The following is a 19,507-nucleotide window of genomic DNA, read 5'->3' on the forward strand; positions in this document are numbered from 1 at the left end:
GGCGGGTTCAGTTCTAGCACTTCCAGCGAGCGGTGCAATGGCCTCAAGGCCACGCGGCACAAGGGTTCTGTCTGAACAGGTGAATATTGGTGCGACGCAACATTGCTCGCGTGGCCTGCGACAAGATGTCGCAGGGTGAAACGTGCTGCGCACGCACATGAAACCGACGCTGAGCGGGTGGGCTCGCTGTGCCGGTCGTGATCGACCAGAATCGGGGTGGACCGCGCAGGACGCGGTCCGCCCCTCCGCCGATCTGGACCCATGATGCCGCCGTTGCTGCACCGTCTTTCCCGCCCCGTCACCGCGCCGATCCGGCGCTGGGTCCTGGATGCGTTTCCGCGTGGCCAGAGCGGCATCGACTACGACCATCCACTGGGCGATCCAGGCTGGTTCGGGCCGGACAGCGTGACCTGGCGGATGCACGCTGAGCTGCCCTCGATGCTGGCCGGCGGTCTGTGTGCCCTGATGCTGCAGACGCTGCATCCGCGCGCGCTGGCCGGTGTCTACGATCATTCCAATTTCCGCCAGGACCTGGTCGGCCGCCTGCGCCGCACCACTGCCTTCGTGGCCGGCACCAGCTACGCGCCGGCGCGCGAGGTGGAAGCGCTGGTGGCCAAGGTGCGGCGCATCCACGCACAGATCCGCGGGCATACCGCGCAGGGCGAGCCGTATGCCGCCGATGATCCGCACCTGCTGACGTGGGTGCACGTGACCGAGGCCTACGGCTTCCTGCAGGGCTATCGTCGCTACGGGCGCGAGGTGCCTGCCGCGATCGCCGACCGCTATTACGACGAGTACCGCTGCGTGGCCGAAGCGCTTGGCGCGGTGGACGTACCACGCAGTGCAGCGGAAGTGGATGCGTATTTCTGCGCGCGGCAGCCGGAGCTGGTGGTGGACGAACGCTCACGCGAAGTGTTGCAGGTGCTGTCCGGCGTGCGGCTGCCTGTACCGGTGCCCGGCCTGTCGCGCGAGATATTCCTCGGTGCCGGTGCCGCGCTGTTGCCGGACTGGGCCGAGGGCATGCTCGAGCGCAGCACGCGCCAGCGTGCGCAGGCCGCAGCTTCGGCGAAGCTGATGCAGGGCATGGCGCCGCTGTTCCGCCGCGCGCTGCCCGACGGCCTGGCGAGCCGCGCCTGCGCCCGCGTGGGCGTGCCGGTGGAATCGTTGCGCGAGTGGCCGGCATTGCCCCGGTAGGCGCCGACCTTGGTCGGCGCGCCTTGCCGCGGTGCCCATCCATGCGATGCGTGGATGCCGGAAGAACGCCAACCAAGGTTGGCGTCTACCCATGGAAATAAAACGGGCGCCTTTCGGCGCCCGTCTGCGTTACATCACCACACCTTGACCCGCTTGTCCGGGGCCAGGTACAGCTTCTGGCCTTCCTTCACTTCAAACGCCGGGTACCAGGCGTCGATGTTGCGCACCGTCAACGCGCGGAACTGGCCCGGTGCATGCACGTCGGTCAGCAGCGAATTGCGCAGCGCCTGCTCGCGGCTCTTGCTGCGCCAGGCCTGGGCGAAGCCGAGGAAGAAGCGCTGGTCCGGGGTGAAACCTTCCAGGGTCTGGCCCGGCTTGCCCTGCAGCGACAGCTGGTAGGCATCGTAGGCGGTACCCAGGCCGGCGACATCGGCGATGTTCTCGCCCAGCGTCAGCTTGCCGTTGACGTGCACGCCGGCGAACGGCTCGTAGCTGCTGAACTGTGCGGCCAGCGCATCGCCCGCTGCGTTGAACTGCTTGAGGTCTTCGGCCGTCCACCAGTTGTGCAGTTTGCCGGTGTCGTCAAACAACGCGCCCGCGTTGTCGAAGCCGTGGCTGATCTCGTGGCCGATCACCGCGCCGATCGCACCGTAGTTCACCGCGTCGTCGGCGGCACCGTCAAAGAACGGCGGCTGCAGGATCGCCGCCGGGAACACCAGACGGTTTTCCAGCGGCACGTTCATCGCATTGATGGTCTGCGGCAGCATCGCCCACTCGCTGTGGTCGACCGGCTTGCCCAGCTTGGCGATGTTGCGCTGGTACTCGAACAGCTCGGCGCGCTGCGCATTGCCCAGCGGATCATCACGACGGATGTCCAGGCCGGTGTAGTCGCGCCACTTGTCCGGATAGCCCATGCCCACGGTGAGGCCGGCCACCTTGGCCTTGGCGCTGGCCTTGGTCTGCGGTGACATCCAGGCCAGTGCATCGATGCGCTTGGCGAAGGCGGCGATGATGTTCTTCGCCATCTCGTCGGCACGTTCCTTGGTCTTGGCATCGAAGTGCTTTTCGACGTAACGCTTGCCGATGGCCTCGCCGACGGCATGGTTGGCGTCATCCACGGCACGCTTCCAGCGGTCGCTCTGCTGCGGCGTACCGCTCAGCGCGGTGCCGTGGAAGGCGAAGCGCGCATCGGCGAACTTCTTCGGCAGGTAGGCAGCGGCGCGGTCCAGCGCGTGGAAGGTCATGTAGTCCTTCCAGGCATCCAGCGGCTCGGTGGCCACCAGCTTGGACAGGCCGGCCACGGCCTTGGGCTGCCACACGATGAAGTCCTGCTGCTGGCCAAGCTTTGAGGCGTCCAGGAACGCGGCCCAGTCCATGCCCGGGGCCTTGGCGTTGAAGTCGGCCTGGGTCCAGGGGTTGGCGCCCTTGGTCACGTCATTGGTTTCTTCCTGCGTGGCATGCGCCTGGGCGATCTTCGTTTCCAGGGCGAGGATGCGCTGCGCCTTGCCGGCCGGGTCGGCCACGCCGGCCAGCTGCAGCACCTGCGCGATGTAGGCCTGGTACTGCTTGCGCAGGTCGGCCATGCGGCCACCGCCCAGGTAGAAATCGCGGTCCGGCATGCCCAGGCCGCCCTGCACCAGGTACGGCGCGGTACGGTCCGGCTGCAGCAGGTCCACCGACACCCACAGGCCGAACAGGCGGTCGGTGTAGAAGTTGGTGGCATTGAGCAGGTCGACGTCGGCGCGCACGTCGCCGCCGAGGGCGCGGGCCAGGCCGGCCTTGTCGGCGATCGCATCGATGTTCTTCAGCTGCGGCTGCACCGGTGCCAGGCCGCGCTGCTCGATGCCGGCCTCGTCCATGTAGGCGGCGTAGTAGTCGCCGATCAGCTTGTCTTCGCCGCTGGCCTGGGCGTTGCCGGCAGCGCCTTCCAGGATCGCGCGGGTGTCGGCCTGGGTCTTCTCGGCAATCACGTTGAAGCTGCCGAAGCGCGAGCGGTCGGCCGGAATCTCGGTGTTCTTCACCCAGCTGCCGTTGGCGAAACCGAAGAAGTCGTCACCGGCGGCGATGCTGCGGTCCATGCCACTGGCATCGAAACCAAAGCTGCCCAGCATCGGCTTGGCGGCAGCGGGTGTCGCCTCGGCCGGTGCGGCGGTGCCGGCGGCCGGATCGGCCGGGCGGTCGCAGGCGGCCAGGGACAGGCTGGCAACGATGGCCAGTGCCAGGGTGGGGCGGCGCAGCTTGGACATGGACTTCTCTTGCGGCGGAAAACTCCAAGTCTAATCCGCTGCGGGCCGGCTGGACGTGCTCGACAGGGCCAGCACTGTGCGTGATCTGGCTGAACACGCCGCAGCGATCTTCACGCGGTCACCGGCGTGGTGCATGCTGCGGGCTGGATGTCTGCAGCACCCGGGGGAGGGCGCATGCAGGACGGGTCGAGGCGTCAAGAATGGCGTCCGCCGGCCGTTGAGGTCGGGGATGTGGAGGAATCGTTCGCGCATGAAGCCAGCCGACTGCACAGGGAAGACCGACCGATGCCGGCGCTGAGACACGCGCTGGCCCGGCCGTTGCGTGCCATTACCTGGGGCGGCGTGGTGCTGGGCGTGCTGCTGGCGGCAGGCCTGGCCGCGATGCTGGCCAACGATTACCAGCGCCGGCTGGAAGCCGCGCAGCGGCAGAGCCGGGCGCTGGCGATAGGCAGCGAGCGCCTGCTGGCACTGGAGCTGCGCAACCTGGAACGGGCGATGGCCGGCATCGCCGCCGATGCGGCCGAGCTGTTCCGCACGGTGCCTGCGCAGGCGCCTGGGCTGCTGGACGCCGCCATAGCCGGCGTGCTGCGCCGGCACGCTGAACTGCACAGCATCGTCGTGCTCGATACTTATGGCCGCGCCCTGACCGCCGGCAAGGGCGACCTGCAGCTGCCACTGTGGACCGATCCGCAGCGACGGGGGCAGGGAAGTGCGCTGTACATCGGGCCGCCGCAGCGTGCCAGCGATGGTGGCTGGGTGGTGCCGCTGGCGCTGCCGATGGCTGGCGATCGCTGGCTGCTGGCACGGCTGCGCTGCGGCGAACTGCAGCGGATCGTGGGTGGTCTGGATGTGGGGCCCAGTGGCCTGGCCTCGATCAGCGACGCCGATGGCTACATGCTGGCCCGTGTCCCCGATCCGCACGGCACCGTCGGCCGCCGTTACACGCTGCCGGCACGCACGCTGCTGGGCCGGCAGGCAGTGGTCGAGCTGGGCAGCATTCCCGGAGCGGTGGACCAGATACCGCGCATCTCCACCATCAGCACCCTTGAGCGCAGTCCACTGGCGGTGCAGGTCGGCCTGGCAAACGAAGGTGTGCTGAAGCCGTGGTGGCCGTATCTGCAGGCGGCGATCGCCATCATGCTGGCCTACGTGGTGCTGCTGCTGGTGCTGCTGTACGCGGTGCGCCGCAGCACGCACCGGCAGCAGTCGATGGCCGAAGAGCTGCGCACCGGCCACGCCGAGCTGCGCCTGGCCCATCAGGTGGGCCGCGTATGCACCTGGTATGTCGACGAAGACGCTGCGCTGCTGCGCTGGTCACCGCTGGCGCGCGAGATCTTCGGTGTGCAGACCGATGCGCTGCCGGTGGCCGAATTCTTCGCCCGCGTGCACCACGATGACAGCGCACGCATGCAGCAGGCCTTCGATCAGGCCTTCGCCGGCAACGCTGTACTCGACGAAGAATTCCGTCTGGTGCTGCCCGGCGGTGCCGTGCGCTGGGTTGCCGCGCGTGGCCAGCGGGTAGCGGTGGTCGATCGGCAGCGGCGCATGATCGGCGCACTGACCGACCTCAGCGAGCGCTACCAGGCACGCGAACAGATGCGCCAGGTGGAACGCCGCTTCCGCCTGCTGTTCGATCGCAACCCCGCGCCGTTCTGGGTGTTCGATCCGGACACCTTGCGCTTCATCGAGGTCAACGAGGCGGCCGTGCAGCAGTACGGCTACAGCCGCGACGAATTCCTGGCGATGAGTATCCTCGACATCCGCCCACGCGAGGGCTGGGACGAGGTCAAGGGCGCGATCGCGCAGGTGCGCAGTGGTGAACTGCAGGACGCTGCGGTGCGCCTGCACCAGCGCAAGGATGGCAGTGTGTTCGAAGTGCGCGTGCACCTGTCGCAGCTGGATTTCGATGGCCAGCCCGCGTGCCTGGTGCTGGCCGAGGATGTCAGCGAGCGCCTGGCCTACGAGCGCGACCTGGCCTATCACGCACGGCACAACCCGGCCACCGGCCTGCTCAACGTGCGCGCACTGAGCGAACAGCTGGACGAGCAGGCTGGCGCCTACACCATCGCCTATGTGCAGCTGCGCGGTCTGCAGCTGGTGGCCGATACGCTGGGTCGTGAGATCGGCGACGCGGTACTGCAGTCGATGGCCTCGCGCCTGGGCGGGCTGGGCGCGCGCTTCGGCCTGCTGGCGTTCCAGCCGGCGGAGGATTTCGTGCTGGCCATCGCGCCGGAACACAATACCCAGCGCGTGCTGGACGATCTGCTGCAGATCGTCTCGGCACCGATGCGCGGCCAGGATTCGCTGCACCAGTTCGAACCCCGCATTGGTGTGGCGGTACGTGACGCCGATGCAGGCCACAGTGCGGAACAGGCGATCGGCATGGCCGCACAGGCAGCACACGCGGCCCGCGCCGAAGGCAACGTCGTGGCCTGGTTCGATGCGGCGGTGACCATCCGCCTGGCCGACCGCCTGCGCCTGGCCGGGCGCATCCACGCGGCGATCGACAACGAATTCCAGCTGTACTTCCAGCCGATCCGGCACGCCAGCGATGGCAGCCCGGCGTCGCTGGAGGCGCTGCTGCGCTGGCCGCAGGCCGATGGCAGCTTCATCCCGCCCAGCGAGTTCATCCAGTTGTGCGAGGACACCGGCCTGATCCTGGCGTTGGGACGCTGGGTGATCCGCGCAGCGGCACAGGCGCAGCGGCGTCTGGTCGAAGCGGGGTGGGGCGAGCTGTCGATCGCGGTCAACGTGTCGGCGGTGCAGTTCTTCAACAGCGATCTGGTGGCCGAGTTTGCCCGCGCGCAGCAGGATTTCGGCCTGGCCCGTGGTGCACTGCACGTGGAACTGACCGAGAGCAGCCTGATGCGCAAGCCGGCACAGGCGATGCAGACCATGCAGCGCCTGCACGAGCAGGGCATCCGCGTGTCGCTGGACGATTTCGGTACCGGCTACTCGAGCATGTCCTACCTGCAGCACCTGCCGCTGGACGTCCTGAAGATCGATCGCAGTTTTGTGGCCGACGTGGAAACCAATCCCCGCAACGCGTCGATCTGCCGGGCACTGCTGTCGCTGGGCCACAGCATGGGGCTGACGATCATCGCCGAGGGCGTGGAGACGCCGGGGCAGCTGGACTGGCTGGCCGCGCATGGCTGCGACCAGGTGCAGGGCTACCTGCTGGGGCGGCCGGCACCGCTGGAAAAGATCATCGCGCAGCTGGATGAGGTTGTCGTTTGACCGGTAGTGCCGGCCGCTGGCTGGCAGCCGAGGGCAATCGATGTCATGCGGATGCCGGCCAGCGGCCGGCACTACCGGAAGTCGCGCGAATCCCCTACACCCCGGTTTCCACCAGGTAGTCGATGAAGCTGCGCACCTTCGGTGCGAGATGGCTGCGGCTGGTGTAGACGGCGAAGATGCCGATCGGCTCAGCTTCCCATCCGGGCAGGATGCGCACCAGGCGGCCATCGGCCAGCGCCTCGTGCAACAGGAAGTCCGGCTGCAGGATCACGCCCATGCCGGCAATCGCGGCTTCGCGCAGGACGTCGCCATTGTTGGCGCGCAGCAGGGTGGTCACTGCAACCTTCACTTCGCCACCCGGTCCCTGCAGTGGCCAGTGGTCGCCGGCGGCCCAGTAGCTGTAGCCGAGGCAGGCGTGGGTCTGCAGATCCTCTGGTGCCTGCGGTGTTCCGTGTGCGGCCAGGTAGGCCGGTGCGGCACACAGGCTGATCCGCGATTGGCCCAGGCGCCGCGCGATCAGGCTCGGGCCCGGTTCGCGGGTGATGCGGATGGCCACGTCGTAGCCTTCTTCGACCATGTCCACCAGGCGGTCGGACAGCGCCAGGTCCAGCTCGACCTGCGGGAAGCGCTCGCGGTAGCCGGCCAGCAAAGGGCCGAGGCGGGCGATGCCCCAGCTGACCGGTGCGTTGATGCGCAGCGTGCCGGACGGCTCCAGCGCCTGTGCGCCGATGCTGGCCTCAAGCGCATCGAACTCGGCCAGCAGGCGCACGCACTGCGCGTAGTAGGCGGCGCCGGCGCTGGTCGGGCTGACCCGGCGGGTGGTGCGGTGGAGCAGGCGGGTGGACAGGCGCTTTTCCAGCGCGGCGACCTGGCGGGTGACACCGGCCGTGGACATGTCCAGCGCCTGTGCGGCGGCGCTGAAGCCGTTGCGTTCGACCACCGCGACGAACACGCGCATGGCATCCAGGGTGTCCATTGTTGCGCCTTCTGAAATAAATACGGTCGATCCATCGTATTTATCGGCAATGGAGGGCGCAATAACCTGTGCCCTGTCCCTACCGAGGTATCCCATGAACGCTACCGCCGCCCCCATGTCTCCGCTCGCCCCGTATGCCGCGACCCTGCTGCGGCTGGCCCTGGGCGTGTTGTTCCTGGTCCATGCGCTGACCAAGTTGCTGGTGTTCACCCCGGCAGGTACTGCTGCCTTCTTCGAGTCGCTGGGCCTGCCCGGCGTCCTCGGCTACCTCACCATTGCCGTTGAACTGACGATTTCCGCAGCGCTGCTGCTTGGCATCTACGCGCGCTGGATCGGTCTGCTCGGTGTGCCGTTGCTGCTGGGCACCATCGTGACCGTGCATGGCGCCAACGGTTTCAGCTTCGCCAACGCGGGCGGTGGCTGGGAATACCCGGCGTTCTGGGCGCTGGCCCTGGTCGTGCTGTTCCTGCTTGGCGATGGCCGCTGGACCCTGCGTTCGCGCTGACCGTCACCCGGCCTGCTGCCTGTTCCTGTCATTGGAGAAGATCATGTCCCGTCTGCCTTCGCTGTACATCTCCCACGGCTCGCCGATGACCGCCCTGCATCCGGGCCAGGTCGGCGTGCGGCTGGCCGAGCTGGCCCGCGACCTGCCAACGCCGCGTGCGATCGTCATCGCCTCGGCGCATTGGCTGGCCCGGCAGCCGCTGGTCGGCAACCATCCGCAGCCGCCCACCCTCCACGATTTCGGCGGCTTCCCACGCGAACTGTTCGCGCTGCAGTACCCGGCGCCCGGTGATCCGGCGTTGGCTGAAGAGGTAGCGGGCCGCATCGCCGCCGCCGGCCTGCCGGTGGCACTCGATCCGCAACGTGGCCTCGACCATGGCGCGTGGGTACCGCTGCGCCTGCTGCACCCGCAGGCCGATATCCCGGTGGTGCCGCTGTCGATCCAGCCGATGCTGGGCCCGCAGCATCAGTTCGCGCTGGGCCGTGCGCTGGCGCCGCTGCGCGAACAGGGCGTGCTGCTGATCGGTTCGGGCAGCATCACCCACAACCTGCACGACTGGGGCCATTATCAGGACGGCAAGCAAGCGCCCTACGTGCGCCCCTTCATCGACTGGGTGGAGCAGCGGCTGGCTGCCAATGACCGCGATGCCCTGTTCGACTACCGCCGACAGGCACCGTTTGCCGAGCGTGCGCATCCCACCGATGAGCATCTGCTGCCGCTGTACTTTGCGATGGGTGCGGCGGGGGAGGGTGGCTTCGGTGCCAAGCGCATCGATGCCGGTATCGATGCCGGCTTCCTGGCGATGGACCTGTACCGCTTCGATGGCGCCGAGCGCGCTCAGGATGCGGCGTGACCCCACCGCTGCTGCCAGGGCTGGAACGCCCTGCATCAGGACACGTGCAGGGCCGGTTGGCAGTGGTGCATGACGACGTGGCCAGCACGCCGGCCTGGATCGGGCGGCGCTTGCTGTCGCGGTCCTGACGCGCATTCAGATCGCTGGGCGCAGTGGCGGCCTGCTGTGTTAAGTTTTTTCCCGTCCCCCGGCGCACTCCGGTTTTTCCGGCCCCACGCGCCGCTCCTGTGGAAGAAGCATGCACACCATCGAAGTCGTCCTGGCGATGCTGGTGGCCGTTGTCGCCAGCGGTTACCTGGTTCGCGTCCTGCCATTCTCGTTGCCGCTGCCGCTGGTGCAGATCGGCCTCGGCGCGGTGATCGCCGGGGTATTCAACCGCGGTCATGCACTGGAACCGGAAGTGTTCTTCCTGCTGTTCCTGCCGCCGCTGCTGTTCCTTGATGGCTGGCGCATTCCCAAGCAGGGCCTGTTCCGCGACAAGGGCGCGATCCTCGAACTGGCGTTCGGGCTGGTGGTGTTCACCGTGATCGGCGCGGGCCTGCTGATCCACTGGATGATTCCGGTGATGCCACTGGCGGTGTGTTTCGCGCTGGCCGCGATCGTGTCACCGACCGATCCGGTGGCGGTCGGCGCGATCGCTGCCAAGGCACCGATTCCCAAGCGCCTGATGCACATCCTGGAAGGCGAGTCACTGCTCAACGATGCCTCCGGCCTGGTCTGCTTCCGCTTCGCGGTGGCGGCGGTGATGACCGGTACCTTCTCGTTGGCGACCGCCTCGCTGACCTTCGTGTGGGTAGCGGTGGCCGGCCTGGCCGTCGGCGTGGCGGTCACCCTCGGCGTGTCCACGTTCCAGCGCTGGCTGTGGCGCCGTTTCGGCGAAGAGCCGGGCGCGGCGATGCTGGTCAACCTGCTGATCCCGTTCGCGGCGTACCTGCTGGCAGAAGAAATCAACGCGTCGGGCATTCTCGCTGCGGTCGCAGCGGGTATTTCCATGAGCTACGTGGAAATGACCGGCCGTGTCTCCGGCAGCATGCGCGTGCAGCGTGCCGGCGTCTGGAACATGCTGCAGTTCAGCTTCAACGGCATCATGTTCGTGCTGCTGGGCGAGCAGTTGCCGGGCATTGTCGAACGCGCCACCACCACCATGAACGAGAGCGGCCACCAGAGCGCGTGGTGGCTGTTGGTTTACGTGCTGGTGATCAACGCGACGCTGATTGCGCTGCGCCTGCTGTGGGTGTGGCTGTCGCTGCGCTGGAACCTGCTGCGCGCGCGACGCCGCGGCCTTGAGCGTGGCGAGGCACCGAACTGGCGCATCGTGGTGGCCACCTCGGTGGCGGGTGTGCGTGGTGCGATCACCCTGGCCGGCGTGTTGACGCTGCCATTGTTCCTGCCCGATGGCAGCCCGTTCCCGGCACGCGACCTGGTGATCTTCCTGGCTGCTGCGGTGATCCTGTGCTCGCTGGTCGGCGCCAGCGTGGCGCTGCCGCAGCTGTTGAAGGGCCTGCAGCTGCCGGCCGATTCGGGTGAGCGCAAGGAAGAGGATCTCGCCCGCAAGCTGTCCTCGAAGGCCGCGTTGGCGGGCGTGGAGCGCATGCGCCAGCAGCTGGTGCTGAACCAGAACACCGAGAACGTGCAGCTGTACAACGACGCCGCATCGCGGGTGAGCCTGCTGTATCAGCGGCATCTGGACCGCGACAACCCGGACGTGGACCCGGAGAAGGTGAACCGGATGGAGATGGGCTATCGCCAGCTGCGCAGCGCCGGGCTGAATGCCGAACGCGAGGAACTGTTCCGGCTGACCCGCCGCGGCGTGGTGTCGGACGAGATCGCACGGCGGCTGATCCGCAACCTCGACCTGCTGGAATCGCGCAAGCGCGAGTGAACGGTATGCCGACCGGGCTGCCGATCGGGGTCAGATCCCTTTCCGCAGGAAAGGGATCTGACCCCGCCCCGGGACGGCCGGTTACTCCGGCTTCTGTTCCAGGAAATACGCCTCGACCTTGCCCTTGACCTTGATGGTCATCGGGTTGCCGCGACGGTCACGAGCCTTGCCGGCCTGCACGCGGATCCAGCCTTCGCTGACCGAGTATTCCTCGACGTTGTCGCGCTCGACATCGTTGAAGCGCACGCCGACGCCGCGCTCCAGGGCCTGCGCATCGTGGAAGGGGCTGGCCGGGTTGATCGCCAGGTGGTCGGGAGGGGTATCGCTCATCGCTTCATTCACAGTGACGGCCACCACGGCCGGCTTCAGCGGTACAGGATAAACCGTAGAATGCCCCCCTGCTCCCGAGGACGTTCCGCCATGCCTGACAACAGCGACTATTTCGACTTCGAGGAAGACGCCCACGATTTCGACGAGGACGACTTCGAGGCGCGGGTCTGGAACCTGCTCGTGCTGATCAACCCCGGTGACGAAGAGCTGGCCCTGCAGCAGTTCAACCGCTGGCGCGAGCATCTGTCCGAGGACGGCCAGCCGCTGGAAGCCGACAGCGACTGGCTGCCGGCGCTGTTCACGGCCATCGCCTGGCAGTCGGGCTTCGAGGTCGAACGTGATGATTTCGATTCGCTGCAGTCGGCGGTGAACGAGCTGTCGGCGCGCTTCAACCTGCAGCTGGACTGGGGTGGCGACCTGGACGACGAGGATTTCGCCGCGGACCTGGACGGCGTGCAGCTGATGAGCACCGCCTTCGACCGCCTGCGCGAGCACAACTACACGCTGTGGAGCGTGGATGCCGGCAACGACGGCTTCAGTGGCTGGATGGCGCTGACCCGCGATGACGACGCCTTGCTGGCGCTGTGCTCGCTGCTGAACGTGGAAGTGCGGCTGGGCAGCGACCCGTTCTGAGAGTCACCGGTAGCGCCGGGCCATGCCCGGCTGCTTCTCGCCGTGCTGGATGAATCGTGTCCAATGTGTCGCGGCAGGTTCCGCGCGCATTGCGATGCGTTCATGCCAATCGCGCCCTCGTGTTCCTTGGGCGCGCCTACGGCCGGTACTGCGCCCTGGCGTTGGCGATCACCGCTTTCACCTGTGCGCGATCCGCGTGCCGGGAAATGGCTACCGCGCCCAGCGCGAGTGCCTGCGCACGCAGCTCGGCGGTGACATCGTAATGCGCCCCGCTGGCCTTGTTCTGGAAGGCCCGTGGAGGAATGCCGAGCTGCGCCGCCATCGCGTGCAGCTCGGCCAGGGTATCGGCCATCAGGTGCGCCCAGCGCTGACCGCGCCAGGGATGCACCGCGTCATCGACGTAGACCGACACCGCCGCAGCCGGATCAGGCCTGCGGCTTGCCGTCGGCGTCGGCGGCCGTAGCGGCCTCCGCGTCGGCAGCGCCTTCGGCGCCGGCAGTGTCCGCAGCCGCTTCATCGGCAGCTTCGCCTTCGGCTGCTGCGTCTTCAGCCTGCTCGCTGGCGAACTCGGCCACCAGCTTGTCCAGGTACTCCTCGCCGGTCTGGCCCGCTTCTTCGGCCAGGGTGTCGAGCAGCTTCTGCATCAGCTCGGAATATTCCAGGGTGACCTTGCGGCCTTCGGCTTCCTGCACGTTGGACAGGTGCTTCAGCATGGCCAGCATCGGCACCGGGTTGTCGGCGTTGCCCATGGTCTGGCCGCCGATGGCCAGCAGCCACTCACGGCCCTGCAGGCCGATGGCGGCCACGGCCTGGCCGTCCTCGTTCACCAGCACGGCATGGTTCTGCACCTGCTGCTGGGCGTTCAGACGGAGGAACGGGCGCTTGGCCTGCTGCTTCTTGCGCTTGTCGCGCTTGGCCTTGGAGGACTGGGACATGGGGTGGGATCACCTGAAATCGGAAAGACCGCCATTGTAAGCGGCATGACCATTGGTGGGTGCGGACCTTGGTCCGCACGCTTTTCCCGGATGTGCGGACCCAGGTCCACACCCACCTATTACTTTGCTGGCCCCTGCGCGGCCTGCACGTCCGGGTCCACGGTGGTCGCCGACAGGCCCACGTGCGGCCCAGCGCCGGCCAGCGCAGCTTCCTCGGCAGCCTTGGTCATCACCACGATGCTGATGCGGCGGTTGATCGGGTTCTGCGGATCGGCCTTGTCAAACAGCACCGACGAAGACAGGCCGACCACGCGGGTGATCTTGCTGTCTTCCAGGCCGCCATCGATCAGCGCGCGGCGCGCGGCATTGGCGCGGTCGGCGCTCAGTTCCCAGTTGCCGTAACCGCGTGCGGCCGAATAGGCGGTGATGTCGGTGTGGCCGGTCAGGCTGATCCGGTTCGGCACGTGGTTCAGGTACTCGGCCAGCTCGTGCAGGATCTGCTGGGTGTACGGCTTCAGGGTGGCGCTGCCGAGGTCGAACATCGGCCGGTTCTGCTTGTCCACGATCTGGATGCGCAGGCCTTCCGGGGTCAGGTCCAGCAGCAGCTGGTCCTTGAACGGTTCCAGCGCCTGGCTGCGGCTGATCGCTTCCTGCAGTTCCTTCATCAGCGCTTCCAGCTGCTGCTTGTCGCGCTGCTGCTCGTCCACCGGCTGCGGTATCGACTTCTGCTGGTTCTGGAAGGGATCGTTGCTGTTGCCGCGCGAAACATCGGTGGCGCCGCCGAGCTTGATCATCGAGGTGCTGGCACCGCCCGGCCCGGCCATGCCTGGCGCCGGCGTCGCGCTGGAGCCGACCAGCGGGCTGGGGTTGCGGAAGTACTCGGAAATGGCTGCGCGCTCGGGCTTGCTGGTGCTGGCCATCAGCCACAGCACCAGGAAAAAGGCCATCATCGCGGTCACGAAGTCGGCATAGGCCACCTTCCACGAACCGCCATGGTGGGCGGCGTGGCCGGCCTTCTTGACCCGGCGGACGATGACGGTGGGCTTGGTCTCGGCCATGGCTTACTTGACCGTCTTCAGGTGCTGCTCGAAGTCGGAGAACGCCGGGCGCACGTTCGACGGCAGCGTCTTGCGGGCGAACTCCAGCGCGATCTTCGGGTTGTAGCCGCGCAGGCAGGCCAGCAGGGCGGTCTTCACCGACTCGTAGATGCGGCTGTCCTGCTCGGCACGGGCTTCCATCGCCGAGGCCATCGGGCCGACGAAGCCATAGCCCAGCAGGATGCCGAGGAAGGTGCCGACCAGCGCGCCGGCCACATGGCCACCCACTTCGACGATGTCGCCACCGATCGAGCCCATGGTGATGACGATGCCCAGCACTGCCGCCACGATGCCGAAACCGGGCAGGCCGTCGGCAACCTTGGTCAGCACCTGTGACGGCGCCATCGCTTCGGCGTGGTGCTTTTCCAGCTCCAGCTCCAGCAGCGGCTCCAGCTCATGCGGCTCGATGTTGCTGCCGATCATCAGGCGCAGGCAGTCGGTGATGAAGTCGATCAGGTGGTGGTCGGCCTGCACCTTCGGGTAGTTGCCGAACAGCGCGCTTTCGGCCGGGCGCTCGACGTGGTCTTCCAGTGCCATGAAGCCTTCACGGCGGGCCTTGTTGAGCAGTTCGTAGACCAGGCTGAGGACATCGATGTAGTCCTGCTGCTTGTAGCGCGGGCCCTTGAACACGCCGACCATGGCCTGCAGCGTCTGCTTGACCGTCTTGGCCGGGGTGCCGACCAGGAATGCACCCAGCGCGGCACCGCCGATGATGACCAGTTCGTAGGGCTGCCACAGCGCCCCAAGGCGGCCGTGTGCGCCGAGGTAGCCGCCCAGCACGCTGATGATGACGACCAGGAATCCAACGATGATGAGCATGGCGCGACGCAAGGAGGGGGGATATCTCCTTGTCGGCCTGACACCGGTGTTTCTGAAGAGGGAATTCTGTGAAGTCGGTCAGCGGGGCATTGCGGCGGTGTCAGCCCGCCACGCCGGCCTCCGCGCCGCCACGCTGCAGCGGATCGGGCCACGGCTCGCCGTTGCCGGTGAATGAAAGTGAGACCGAGTTCAGGCAGTGGCGCTCGTAGGTGGGCGGCGGACCGTCCGGGAACACGTGGCCCAGATGGCTGCCACAGCGGGCGCAGGTGATCTCGGTGCGGACCATGCCATGGCTGCTGTCGCGGATCTCGCGCACGTGCGACGGGTCGAACGGGGCGAAGAAACTGGGCCAGCCGGTGCCCGAATCGAATTTGGTGCTGGAGCGGAACAGCGGCAGCGCGCACAGCCGGCAGCAGTAGACGCCCTCACGCTTGTTGTCGAGGAACACCCCGCAGAAGGGCGCCTCGGTGCCGTGCTGCAGCAGCACGCGGCGCTCCTCGGCGCTGAGCCCGGCGACCAGGGCTTCGGTCTGCGTGGCGGTGGGGGGCGTCAGATCGAAAGCGCTCATGCCGGCTCTCCGTGGGGTTGTGGCCTGGGATGCCGCAGACGTGGGGGTGTCGGCACGCGCTTGCAAGTGTGATGGCCGTTCATGGCCGGCACACAGGGGCAGGCGCAGGGTGAATGTGGACCACCCTGGAGCGCGCCATGAAACCCCGCCTTGTCCTGCTGTTGACGGCCCTGCTGCCTCTGCTCGCCCAGGCGCAGGTGCCCACCGGCAATCCGACCACCACCCGCAGCAGCTCGACGGTGGCGCCGCCGCCTGTGGCCCCGCCACCGCAGGCGTCGCGCCCGCAGCCGCAGGTGCTGCCCTCGCCGCAGCCGGCCCAGCCGATCCGCTCGACCGGCCCGGCCCAAGTGACCCCCACGCCCGCGCCGGCGCTGCCGGACAAGGTCTACGACCGCAACGGCCGCATCGTTCCCGGCGTCAAACCGGTCGGCCCCAACCGCGTGTTCGACTCGCGCACCGGCCGCTACTACGACAGCGTACCGACCGGCGACGGCCAGCAGATCAAGCGCTGACCCCAGCGCCCGCAACCGATCGCCTAACCCAAAGAGAGCGCAGCGACCCGCTGTTGCTCTTTTTTTTCTTTTTCCGTGGCTGGCGCCCGCATGAACCTGTCAGAGGCCGGGCGGGTGGGCTGTGCAGGGGCGTGAGCCGCATGGATGCGGCGACCGAGCTTACAGGGACGTACTTGCAGCGCCCCCTGCACAGCCCACCCGCCCGGCCTCACCCGCAATGCTGGAAGTCTGCCCAGCCACGAGGGGCCCAGCCGTTGGCAGGAAACCCACCCACATGAACGCCGGAAAACAGCCCCCGCCCTGCACACCCCGCATCACCCGTTTTTCGCCTGCGATTAACCGCCCCAGGACCACGGTGGACCTGCGCCGGCATCCCCGCCGTCGCGCTTCCCTCGTCCCCTTGGAATACGATCATGGCCAACCAGCAGAACCGTCATCCCGGCAAGGAACAGCAGGGCAAAACACCGCAGGACCAGCAGCGCCAGCAGCAACAGCAACAGCAGCCGAACGAGCAGCAGAAGAAGAATCCGCAACAGGGTTCCATGAAGAACCCGCAGCAGCGCTGATGCAGCCAGGGGCCAGAGCCCGTGCTACGGGGTCTGGTCCCGCTGCCGCCCGTCGACTCAATCGGGAATCGGCAGCGTCCAGGTCTCCTTGACCTCTTCCATCACGATGTAGCTCTTCGATTCACGCACATGGGGCAGGGTCAGCAGGGTGCTGCCAAGCAACTTTCGATACGAGGCCATCTCGCTGATCCGCGCCTTCAACAGGTAATCGAAATCGCCCGACACCAGATGGCATTCCAGTACGTTGGGCAGCTTCAGTGCCGCACGCCGGAACTCCTCGAAGATGTCACCGGATTTGTAGGCCAGGCTGATCTCCACGAACACCAGCAGGCTCGCCTTCAGCGCCGACGGGTCCAGGTGGGCGTGATAGCCGGTGATCACCGCTTCGCGCTCCAGCCGACGCACGCGCTCGGTGCACGGGGTGGTCGACAGGCCGATCCGTTCGCCCAGCTCGGTGAAGGAGATGCGGCCTTCGCCCTGCAGGATGCGCAGGATCTTGCGGTCGATCTTGTCCAGTTCGCGGGGGCGGGTGGTCATGGCCGTCAACCTTGAGGAATGAATCAGAGGAAAATATCCTGCCTGCATTCCTAAAATCAGGCAAATCACCTAGGAACGGAAGAATATACTTCCCCGATTATGGCCCCTGCGCACACAAATGCAGGGAATGATCGGGTTGGAGAATTTCCATGCGAGTCCTAGTTCTCGGCAGCGGCGTGATCGGCACCACCAGTGCCTGGTACCTGCGACAGGCCGGGTTTGAAGTCACGGTCGTCGACCGCCAGCCCGGTCCCGCGCTGGAAACCAGCTTCGCCAATGCCGGCCAGCTGTCCTTCGGCTACACCTCGCCGTGGGCCGCCCCGGGCGTACCGAAGAAGGCCATCGGCTGGCTGTTCGAAAAGCACGCACCGCTGGCGATCAAGCCGGGCATGGACCTGGCCCAGTACCGCTGGCTGTGGCAGATGCTGCGCAACTGCACCCACGAGCGCTACGCGATCAACAAGGCGCGCATGGTGCGCATGTCCGAGTACAGCCGCGACTGCCTGAACGAGCTGCGCGCGCAGATCGGCATCGATTTCGAAGGGCGCGACCTGGGCACCACCCAGCTGTTCCGCACCCAGCAGCAGCTGGATGCATCGGCGCAGGACATCGAGATCCTGGCCCAGTACGGGGTGCCGTACGAAGTGCTGGATCGCGCCGGTATCATCAAGGCCGAGCCTGCGCTGGCCCACGTCGATGGCCTGGTGGGTGCACTGCGCCTGCCGCGCGACCAGACCGGCGATTGCCAGCTGTTCACCCGCCGCCTGGCGCAGATGGCGGCCGAAGCGGGGGTCGAGTTCCGTTACGACCAGGACATCACCGGCGTGGAATTCGACGGCGACCGCATCACCGGCGTGCGCATCGGCGGCAAGCTGGAAACCGCGGACCGCTTCGTGGTCGCGCTGGGCAGCTATTCGCCGGGACTGGTCGCGCCGCTGGGCATGCGCCTGCCGGTGTATCCGCTGAAGGGCTACTCGCTGACCCTGCCGATCACCGACCCGGCGATGGCACCCACTTCGACCATCCTCGATGAGAGCTACAAGGTGGCGGTGACCCGCTTCGACAACCGCATCCGCGTCGGTGGCATGGCCGAGGTGGCCGGTTTCGACCTGTCGCTGTCGCCGCGTCGCCGCGAGACGCTGGAGCTGGTGGTGCGCGACCTGTACCCGAAGGGCGGTGACCTGGCCAAGGCCGAGTTCTGGACCGGCCTGCGCCCGGCCACGCCGGACGGCACACCGGTGATCGGCGCCACGCCGTTCCGCAACCTGTTCCTCAACACCGGCCACGGCACGCTGGGCTGGACCATGGCCTGCGGCTCCGGCCGCTACCTGGCCGACCTGATGAGCGCGCGCCAGCCACAGATCAGCACCGAAGGCCTCGATATCTTCCGCTACGGCCAGTACCGCCACGCCCCGCAACATGAGAACCGCACATGCGTCCTGCCCGCGCGCTGATCGACCTGGGCGCACTGCGCAGCAACTATCGCCTGGCCCGTGAACTGGGCGGTGGCAAGGCGCTGGCGATCCTCAAGGCCGATGCCTATGGCCACGGTGCGGTGCGCTGTGCGCAGGCACTGGAAGGCGAGGCCGACGGCTTTGGCGTGGCCACCATCGAAGAAGCGCTGGAACTGCGCCAGGCCGGCATCCGTGCGCCGATCCTGCTGCTGGAAGGCATCTTCGAGCCCAGCGAAATGGCGCTGGTGGCCGAGCATGACCTGTGGTTCTCGGTCGGTTCGCCGTGGCAGCTGGAAGCGCTGGCCGCGTTCGACAGCCCGCGCCCGCTGACGGTGTGGCTGAAGCTGGACAGCGGCATGCACCGGCTGGGCCTGGACGTTCCCGGTTTCCGCGCCGCGCACGCACGTTTGTCTGCACTGCCGCAGGTGGCGCGCATCGTGATGATGACCCACCTGGCACGCGCCGATGAACTGGACAGCGAGCGTACCCATGAGCAGGCCGCGACCTTCGTCGAGGCCATCGATGGTCTTGAAGGCGAGACCAGCATCTGCAATTCGCCGGCGCTGCTGGGCTGGCCGGACGTGCGCAGTGACTGGGTGCGCCCGGGCCTGATGCTGTACGGCGCCAATCCGCTGCCGGACAACAGTGAACTCACCGCGCGCCTGCGCCCGGTGATGACGATGCAGTCCAAGGTGTTCGCCGAGCGCTGGATCGAAGCTGGCGAGCCGGTCGGCTACGGTGCGCGCTTCGTGGCCAAGGCGCGCACACGCGTGGGCGTGGTCGCACTGGGCTATGCCGATGGTTATCCGCAGTTCGCGCCCAATGGCACCCCGGTGCTGATCGATGGCCAACCCGGTGGGCTGATCGGCCGCGTGTCGATGGACATGTTGACCGTGGACCTGACCGCGCATGCGCAGGCCGGCGTCGGCAGCGTGGTGGAACTGTGGGGTACGGCGCCGACCCTGTCCGAGCTGGCGCCGCGCTGCGGTGTCAGTGCCTACCAGCTGCCGTGCGGCGTCAAGCGCGTGGCACGCGTCTACCAGGATTGACCGGCTCAGGTAGCTGCCGACCCCCTGGTCGGCGCTGTGAACGCGTGTCGACCAAGGTCGACACCTACCGGATCGGATCAAACCCTGGTCGGCGCTGTGAATGCGTGTCGACCA

The 19,507-nt window shown here is 67.3% G+C and carries 19 protein-coding genes; 10 read left to right on the forward strand and 9 right to left on the reverse strand.

Annotated elements, in window-relative coordinates:
- Positions 1–264: 264 nt before the first annotated feature.
- Positions 265–1,194 carry an oxygenase MpaB family protein gene (locus tag AB4Y98_RS16660; protein ID WP_025878394.1) on the forward strand — a complete coding sequence of 310 codons (930 nt, stop codon included), beginning with the start codon at positions 265–267 and terminating at the stop codon, positions 1,192–1,194.
- Between the two features lie 134 nt (positions 1,195–1,328).
- On the opposite strand, the gene AB4Y98_RS16665 is transcribed toward AB4Y98_RS16660, so the two are convergent.
- The gene (locus AB4Y98_RS16665; RefSeq protein WP_394198644.1) at positions 1,329–3,440 is read right to left on the reverse strand and encodes a M13 family metallopeptidase; all 2,112 of its coding nucleotides are present in this window, start codon (positions 3,438–3,440) and stop codon (positions 1,329–1,331) included.
- A 174-nt stretch (positions 3,441–3,614) separates the two neighbouring features.
- On the opposite strand from AB4Y98_RS16665, the gene AB4Y98_RS16670 reads away from it, so the two are divergent.
- Positions 3,615–6,677, forward strand: a complete 3,063-nt coding sequence (locus AB4Y98_RS16670) for a bifunctional diguanylate cyclase/phosphodiesterase (protein ID WP_442244736.1) — start codon at positions 3,615–3,617, stop codon at positions 6,675–6,677.
- Between the two features lie 94 nt (positions 6,678–6,771).
- On the opposite strand, the gene AB4Y98_RS16675 is transcribed toward AB4Y98_RS16670, so the two are convergent.
- Positions 6,772–7,653, reverse strand: coding sequence for a LysR family transcriptional regulator (locus AB4Y98_RS16675; protein WP_025878397.1), 882 nt, complete (start codon positions 7,651–7,653; stop codon positions 6,772–6,774).
- Positions 7,654–7,747: 94 nt separating this feature from the next.
- Between AB4Y98_RS16675 and AB4Y98_RS16680 the strand changes: the two genes are divergently transcribed.
- The 3 genes from AB4Y98_RS16680 (at position 7,748) to AB4Y98_RS16690 (ending at position 10,893) form a co-directional block, all read left to right on the forward strand.
- Entirely contained in the window at positions 7,748–8,158 is a 411-nt protein-coding gene (locus AB4Y98_RS16680; RefSeq protein WP_442244737.1) for a DoxX family protein, read from the forward strand.
- 43 nt (positions 8,159–8,201) lie between these two features.
- On the forward strand, positions 8,202–9,011 hold the full coding sequence (locus AB4Y98_RS16685; RefSeq protein WP_442244738.1) for a dioxygenase family protein: 810 nt from the start codon (positions 8,202–8,204) through the stop codon (positions 9,009–9,011).
- Positions 9,012–9,249: 238 nt separating this feature from the next.
- Positions 9,250–10,893 (forward strand): Na+/H+ antiporter, encoded by a 1,644-nt coding sequence (locus AB4Y98_RS16690; RefSeq protein WP_025878400.1) that lies wholly within the window; start codon positions 9,250–9,252, stop codon positions 10,891–10,893.
- A gap of 81 nt (positions 10,894–10,974) precedes the next feature.
- On the opposite strand, the gene AB4Y98_RS16695 is transcribed toward AB4Y98_RS16690, so the two are convergent.
- The gene (locus tag AB4Y98_RS16695; RefSeq protein WP_025878401.1) at positions 10,975–11,223 is read right to left on the reverse strand and encodes a DUF3297 family protein; all 249 of its coding nucleotides are present in this window, start codon (positions 11,221–11,223) and stop codon (positions 10,975–10,977) included.
- 90 nt (positions 11,224–11,313) lie between these two features.
- Here AB4Y98_RS16695 and AB4Y98_RS16700 point away from each other — a divergent pair, with 90 nt between their 5' ends.
- Positions 11,314–11,856 (forward strand): DUF6630 family protein, encoded by a 543-nt coding sequence (locus tag AB4Y98_RS16700; protein WP_025878402.1) that lies wholly within the window; start codon positions 11,314–11,316, stop codon positions 11,854–11,856.
- Between the two features lie 136 nt (positions 11,857–11,992).
- Here AB4Y98_RS16700 and AB4Y98_RS16705 read toward each other — a convergent pair whose 3' ends face one another.
- From AB4Y98_RS16705 to msrB, 5 genes are all read right to left on the reverse strand, one after another.
- On the reverse strand, positions 11,993–12,268 hold the full coding sequence (locus tag AB4Y98_RS16705; RefSeq protein ID WP_223494123.1) for a DUF4031 domain-containing protein: 276 nt from the start codon (positions 12,266–12,268) through the stop codon (positions 11,993–11,995).
- 13 nt (positions 12,269–12,281) lie between these two features.
- A complete protein-coding gene (locus tag AB4Y98_RS16710; RefSeq protein ID WP_089238433.1) occupies positions 12,282–12,791 on the reverse strand; it encodes a hypothetical protein in 510 nt (169 codons plus the stop codon).
- 119 nt (positions 12,792–12,910) lie between these two features.
- A complete protein-coding gene (motB, locus tag AB4Y98_RS16715) occupies positions 12,911–13,849 on the reverse strand; it encodes a flagellar motor protein MotB (protein WP_442244739.1) in 939 nt (312 codons plus the stop codon).
- A 3-nt stretch (positions 13,850–13,852) separates the two neighbouring features.
- Positions 13,853–14,707: a flagellar motor stator protein MotA gene (motA, locus tag AB4Y98_RS16720; protein WP_012509934.1), complete on the reverse strand. Its 855-nt coding sequence runs from the start codon at positions 14,705–14,707 to the stop codon at positions 13,853–13,855.
- 100 nt (positions 14,708–14,807) lie between these two features.
- Positions 14,808–15,275: a peptide-methionine (R)-S-oxide reductase MsrB gene (gene msrB / locus AB4Y98_RS16725; RefSeq protein ID WP_442244740.1), complete on the reverse strand. Its 468-nt coding sequence runs from the start codon at positions 15,273–15,275 to the stop codon at positions 14,808–14,810.
- Between the two features lie 137 nt (positions 15,276–15,412).
- Here msrB and AB4Y98_RS16730 point away from each other — a divergent pair, with 137 nt between their 5' ends.
- A complete protein-coding gene (locus AB4Y98_RS16730) occupies positions 15,413–15,787 on the forward strand; it encodes a classical arabinogalactan protein 4 (protein WP_442244741.1) in 375 nt (124 codons plus the stop codon).
- 413 nt (positions 15,788–16,200) lie between these two features.
- On the forward strand, positions 16,201–16,353 hold the full coding sequence (locus tag AB4Y98_RS16735) for a lana protein (protein ID WP_089238441.1): 153 nt from the start codon (positions 16,201–16,203) through the stop codon (positions 16,351–16,353).
- Positions 16,354–16,410: 57 nt separating this feature from the next.
- Here AB4Y98_RS16735 and AB4Y98_RS16740 read toward each other — a convergent pair whose 3' ends face one another.
- Positions 16,411–16,890 (reverse strand): Lrp/AsnC ligand binding domain-containing protein, encoded by a 480-nt coding sequence (locus AB4Y98_RS16740; protein WP_442244742.1) that lies wholly within the window; start codon positions 16,888–16,890, stop codon positions 16,411–16,413.
- Positions 16,891–17,039: 149 nt separating this feature from the next.
- On the opposite strand from AB4Y98_RS16740, the gene AB4Y98_RS16745 reads away from it, so the two are divergent.
- Both AB4Y98_RS16745 and alr read left to right on the forward strand, forming a co-directional pair.
- On the forward strand, positions 17,040–18,344 hold the full coding sequence (locus tag AB4Y98_RS16745; protein ID WP_025878410.1) for a D-amino acid dehydrogenase: 1,305 nt from the start codon (positions 17,040–17,042) through the stop codon (positions 18,342–18,344).
- Positions 18,323–19,393, forward strand: coding sequence for an alanine racemase (gene alr, locus AB4Y98_RS16750; protein ID WP_223494127.1), 1,071 nt, complete (start codon positions 18,323–18,325; stop codon positions 19,391–19,393). The genes AB4Y98_RS16745 and alr overlap by 22 nt, the downstream gene beginning before the upstream one ends.
- The last annotated feature ends 114 nt before the right edge of the window (positions 19,394–19,507 follow it).

Origin of the sequence: Stenotrophomonas sp. 2YAF26 (assembly GCF_052114625.1) — a bacterium.
Lineage (GTDB): Bacteria > Pseudomonadota > Gammaproteobacteria > Xanthomonadales > Xanthomonadaceae > Stenotrophomonas > Stenotrophomonas indicatrix.